The 4,522-nt window shown below is 57.4% G+C and carries 1 protein-coding gene, 1 tRNA gene and 4 pseudogenes; 3 read left to right on the forward strand and 3 right to left on the reverse strand.

Annotated features, from left to right (window positions below):
- Window positions 1-225 precede the first annotated feature (225 nt).
- Window positions 226-899 (reverse strand): annotated as a pseudogene (queC, locus tag ACMX3H_RS06435) (7-cyano-7-deazaguanine synthase QueC).
- Between the two features lie 97 nt (window positions 900-996).
- Window positions 997-1,395 (reverse strand): annotated as a pseudogene (locus ACMX3H_RS06440) (PLP-dependent cysteine synthase family protein); the annotation flags it as partial.
- 139 nt (window positions 1,396-1,534) lie between these two features.
- Between ACMX3H_RS06440 and ACMX3H_RS06445 the strand changes: the two are divergent.
- Window positions 1,535-1,834 (forward strand): annotated as a pseudogene (locus ACMX3H_RS06445) (C40 family peptidase); the annotation flags it as partial.
- Window positions 1,835-2,147: 313 nt separating this feature from the next.
- Window positions 2,148-2,224, forward strand: a tRNA-Met gene (locus ACMX3H_RS06450).
- Between the two features lie 223 nt (window positions 2,225-2,447).
- On the opposite strand, the gene ACMX3H_RS06455 is transcribed toward ACMX3H_RS06450, so the two are convergent.
- Window positions 2,448-3,086 (reverse strand): GntR family transcriptional regulator, encoded by a 639-nt coding sequence (locus ACMX3H_RS06455; RefSeq protein WP_415210225.1) that lies wholly within the window; start codon window positions 3,084-3,086, stop codon window positions 2,448-2,450.
- Between the two features lie 172 nt (window positions 3,087-3,258).
- On the opposite strand from ACMX3H_RS06455, the pseudogene ACMX3H_RS06460 reads away from it, so the two are divergent.
- A pseudogene (locus ACMX3H_RS06460) lies at window positions 3,259-4,309 on the forward strand (amidohydrolase); the annotation flags it as partial.
- Between the last annotated feature and the right edge of the window lie 213 nt (window positions 4,310-4,522).

Consider the following 4,522-nt stretch of genomic DNA (forward strand, 5'->3'; position numbering starts at 1 on the left):
GAGTCAGAAGATGAGCGAACACGTGATCGAATATCACTGGAATGGGTGATCGGAAAATATCGGAATAACTGATCGGATGTCGCCGGAACAGATGATCGGATACGTCGGAATCTGCAATGGCACCGCGCTATCCGCTGTCAGCGTCGTTCGGCGGGGACGGGCGGCGCAACGGTATTAGCTGCGAGCGTGCTTGGCTGGATCTGACGGCGCAGCGGCATGGCGCTTTCAGCGCAGGCCGGTTTTAGCTTTCAGCGAAGCCATCACCGCCTGCGGCTGCGCGCGCGTAAATGGCAGGCCGCGCATTGTCCGCAGCCATCACCTTTAATGCCGCTGTAGCAGGTCAGCGTATCATGCCGCACCCGATCAAGTTGATGGTAATAATCCGCCAGCGCCCAAGTTTCAGCTTTGTCCAGCCACATTAACGGCGTGACGAAATTTAATTCGCGCGCCATACCGAGATTGACCGCGTGGTTCAGAGCTTTGATAAAGTCGTCACGGCAATCGGGATAACCGGAGAAGTCCGTCTCGCACACGCCGGTGATGACCGCGTCCGCCTCGACCTGATAGGCGTAAATGGCGGCCAGCGTCAAAAACAGGATGTTGCGGCCGGGCACAAAGGTGCTGGGCAGACCGTCGGGCGTGTCCTCGTAGCCCGGTACCGGAATGTTGTCGCGGGTGAGGCTGCTGACCGCCAGCGCATTAAGCAGGCCGGCGTCGATCACTTTATGCGCCCGCGCGCCCAACTGCATCGCCAGCTCACGGGCGACGGTGATTTCCGCCCGATGGCGCTGGCCATAGTCGAAGGTGACGCAATGGACTTCGTCATACTGACTTAAGGCCTGGATAAGGCAGGTGGTTGAATCCTGCCCGCCGCTAAACACCACCACCGCTCGTTTCATCTGTTGCGTTCACTCTTCATGGCAAAGGGCATAGGGTGCTGTCTCTGCCTGCGGATGAACAGTAGCGGGCGGCGAAGATTGCGGCGGTTGTTTGCCGTTACAGGTTTTCCAGCTCAATCTGCCACGGACGAATATCGCCGATATGTTCCTTAACCCATGTCGGCTGGTAGTAAGTGTTGCTATAGCGTTCGCCGCCGTCGCATAACAGCGTGACGATGGCCCCCGCTTCGCCGGCGGCGCGCATGCGTTTGGCCAGCTGCAGGGCGTCCCACATGTTGGTGCCGGTAGAGCCACCGACGCGGCGGCCGAGCAGCGGCTCCAGCCACCCTAGCGTGGCGATGCTGGCCCCGTCGGGCACGGTTATCATTTCATCGATTACGTCAGGAATAAACGACGGCTCGACCCGGGGCCGGCCAATACCCTCAATACGGCTGGGTCGATTATGGGTCAGTTCGGGATCGTGCTGGCGAAAAAAAGCATGGAATACGGAATTCTCGTAAGCGCCCCGTGGAGGACGTCTTGAATTATTGGTAGGTTTGTTGTATGAGACAGTAAACCTACGTTACACGCTTATGCTCATTGCATTTTCACATTGTATTGATTTTAATAACTTGATGGGGAATTAACAGACGGCGCTGGGCGTACGCTTACTCTTACTGTTGGGGCTGATACTGTTGTTAGCCGGCTGTAGCCACCATGTGCCGCCGCCGGATCCGCGCCTGTCCGATTCCATCATGGTCATTGCCAAGCTAAATGACCAGCTCAATCAATGGTACGGTACACCCTACCGCTATGGCGGTATGAGCCCGAGCGGGCTGGACTGTTCCGGTTTCGTTTACCTTACCTTCCGCGATCGTTTCGACATTCTGCTGCCGCGTACCACCGAAGCGCAGACCGATATCGGCAGTAAAGTCGATCGCGATGTAAGCGCGCCGTGGAGGACGTCTTGAGGGTTTTGGTGGGGTTTGTTTCATGAATTGCGCCCATTAAAAAAATAATKGACATCATCTTCAATAATTTGATGGGGAATTAACAGACGGCGCTGGGCGTACGCTTACTTTAATTCTAACGGCGAACGATAGAAGAGTCTATATCATAATTAAATTCATTATTATGTTATCTAATCAATGAGTTATTGATAAAAACAGCACAACGGGGCGAAATTAAACAAATATCAGGAGAATAGGGGCTATTTAGCAAAAAGGGGTTGCATCAAAACCGCTACAGAGTATAGTGCGCATCCACGGACGCGGGGTGGAGCAGCCTGGTAGCTCTTCGGGCTCATAACCCGAAGGTCGTCGGTTCAAATCCGGCCCCCGCAACCAATTTGCCCGTGGTCAATTAACGCTTTATCGCTTTGTTCATTTCTATCATGACGTAAAACAATAAAGCGTTTTTTTTCGTCTCTCGATCGTGGGGAATTACTGGGGCGAATGTCTCCCGGCGCCGCGGCCCTTTTTGGCAGGATTGCCGGCGTGAGTCGCTCTCCTGCCGTTAGCGCTACCACGACCCTTAACGATTTTGCTCTCGTTAGCGAGCTAACGGCCATTAGCGATCTTGCGGGCGGATATGCTGCGTCATCACCGCCCGCAGGCGCTCACCGTCAGCCTGGCGCACCGCGTCAATCATCTCATCGTGCTCGCGGGCGGATTGTTCAATCCGCGCCCGGGTGGTCCACTGATGCACCGGCGCGGCGCTGGTACGCTGGCGTATTTCCGCCACAAGCGCCACCAGTTCCTGATTACCGCACAGCGACAACAGATGATGATGAAACGCCAGGTTGGCCTCGTACAGCTCCAGGGTGGTGCCGTCGGCCATCAACCGTACGAATTCCGCCGCCAGCCGCTCAAGCAGCGCGATATCCGTCGCGGTGGCGGCGGTGGCGATACGACCGGCAACGCCGGTTTCCAGCAAAATACGGATCTCCGCCACCTGCCCTTCCTGCCGGCCATCGGGTCGATAGACATGGTAACCACGGTTGTGGACATGGGCCACCAGCCGCTTTTGTGCCAGCCGATCCATGGCGCGGCGCACTTCCGGCCGGCCGCAGCGATAACGCTGTTCCAGATCGATTTGTTTCAACCAGGCGCCGGGCGCCAGCAAGCCGGTCTGGATATCGTGCAGGATCAATTCGGTGACCTTATCGGTCATTATCGCCGACGACGCCGGTCGTTTCTGCTTAGGCATAAAGGATTTCTCACAGTTTATCGGCGCATTCTGCCACCGCGCCGCGCCTATTGCCACCTTATCGCCAACGCGGTGGTCATAGCTTTCTCTTATAGGCGCGGTTAAACGTTGCACAATCAAAATAGGCGACGTAAATTGGTGCCAATTTTGGTAAACATTTTGGAACCGCGTCATGTCTACTTCCGTCAACGACCTGCTGGACGCGCATATCGCCGCGAAACAGGCCGCCTTCTGTGCGTTAAGCGATCTTGTTTGGGACACCCCCGAAACCAATTATCTGGAATACCAATCGGCGGCCGCCCATAAAGCCCTCTTGGAAAAAGAGTGCTTCCGGGTACAGACCGGCCTGGCCGGCCTGCCGACGGCGGTGATGGGGGAAGCGGGCGAAGGCGGACCGGTCATCGCCATTCTCGGTGAATTCGACGCTCTGCCCTGCCTTAGTCAGCAGGCCGGCGTCGCCGAACCGCGTCCGCAAGTCAACGGCGGCAACGGCTACGGCCATAATCTGCTGGGCGCCGGCTCGCTGCTGGCGGCGACGGCGGTGAAGGATACGCTGGCCGCACTCGGTATCAAAGGCCGAGTGCGCTATTACGGCTGCCCGGCGGAAGAAGGCGGCTCGTCAAAAGGGTTTATGGTGCGCGACGGGGTATTCGATGATGTGGATATTACCATTTCCTGGCATCCGGCAGCGTTCACCGGCGTGAACAACCCCATTTCGCTGGCCTGCAATGAACTGAATTTTCATTTCAGCGGCCGTGCCGCCCATGCCGCCGCCTCCCATCATCTGGGCCGCTCGGCGCTGGATGCGGTCGAACTGATGAATGTCGGCGTCAACTATCTGCGCGAGCATATGCCGTCAACGGCCCGTATTCACTACGCGGTCACCGATACCGGCGGCCATTCGCCGAACGTGGTCCAGGCAAAAGCGACGGTGCGCTATTTGATCCGCTCGCGCACGCTGCCGGACCTGCTGGCGCTAGTGGAGCGCGTGAAAAACGTGGCGCGCGGCGCCGCCCTGATGACGGAAACCACCTTAAGCCACGAAGTGCTTAGCGGTGACGCCAACCTGGTGGGCAACACCCCGCTCGAACAGCTCATGCATCGGCATATCGAGCGGCTTGGTCCGTCGCCGTTCGACGAGGCGGATCGCAGCATCGCCGCCGAATTTCAGCAAACCTTCAGTCCGGACGATATCGCCGCTTCCTTTGGCCGATTCGGCCTGCCGGTGCGTAACGATGTCCCCCTGTGCGATGTGGTGTTTGCGCCAGAAAGCGGCGACGGGACCCTGGTCGGCTCGTAAGCGCCCCGTGGAGGACGTCTTGAATTATTGGTGGGTTTGTTGTATGGCCCGGTAAGAATATGTTCCACTACGATGCCTAGTGAACCCGCATCCTATAAGGGACGGCTGTCAGATCATGGATAATCCGGCGATGATA

The sequence above is a fragment of the Sodalis sp. (in: enterobacteria) genome (assembly GCF_047607725.1).
In the GTDB taxonomy this organism is placed as follows: domain Bacteria; phylum Pseudomonadota; class Gammaproteobacteria; order Enterobacterales; family Enterobacteriaceae; genus JBLKSS01.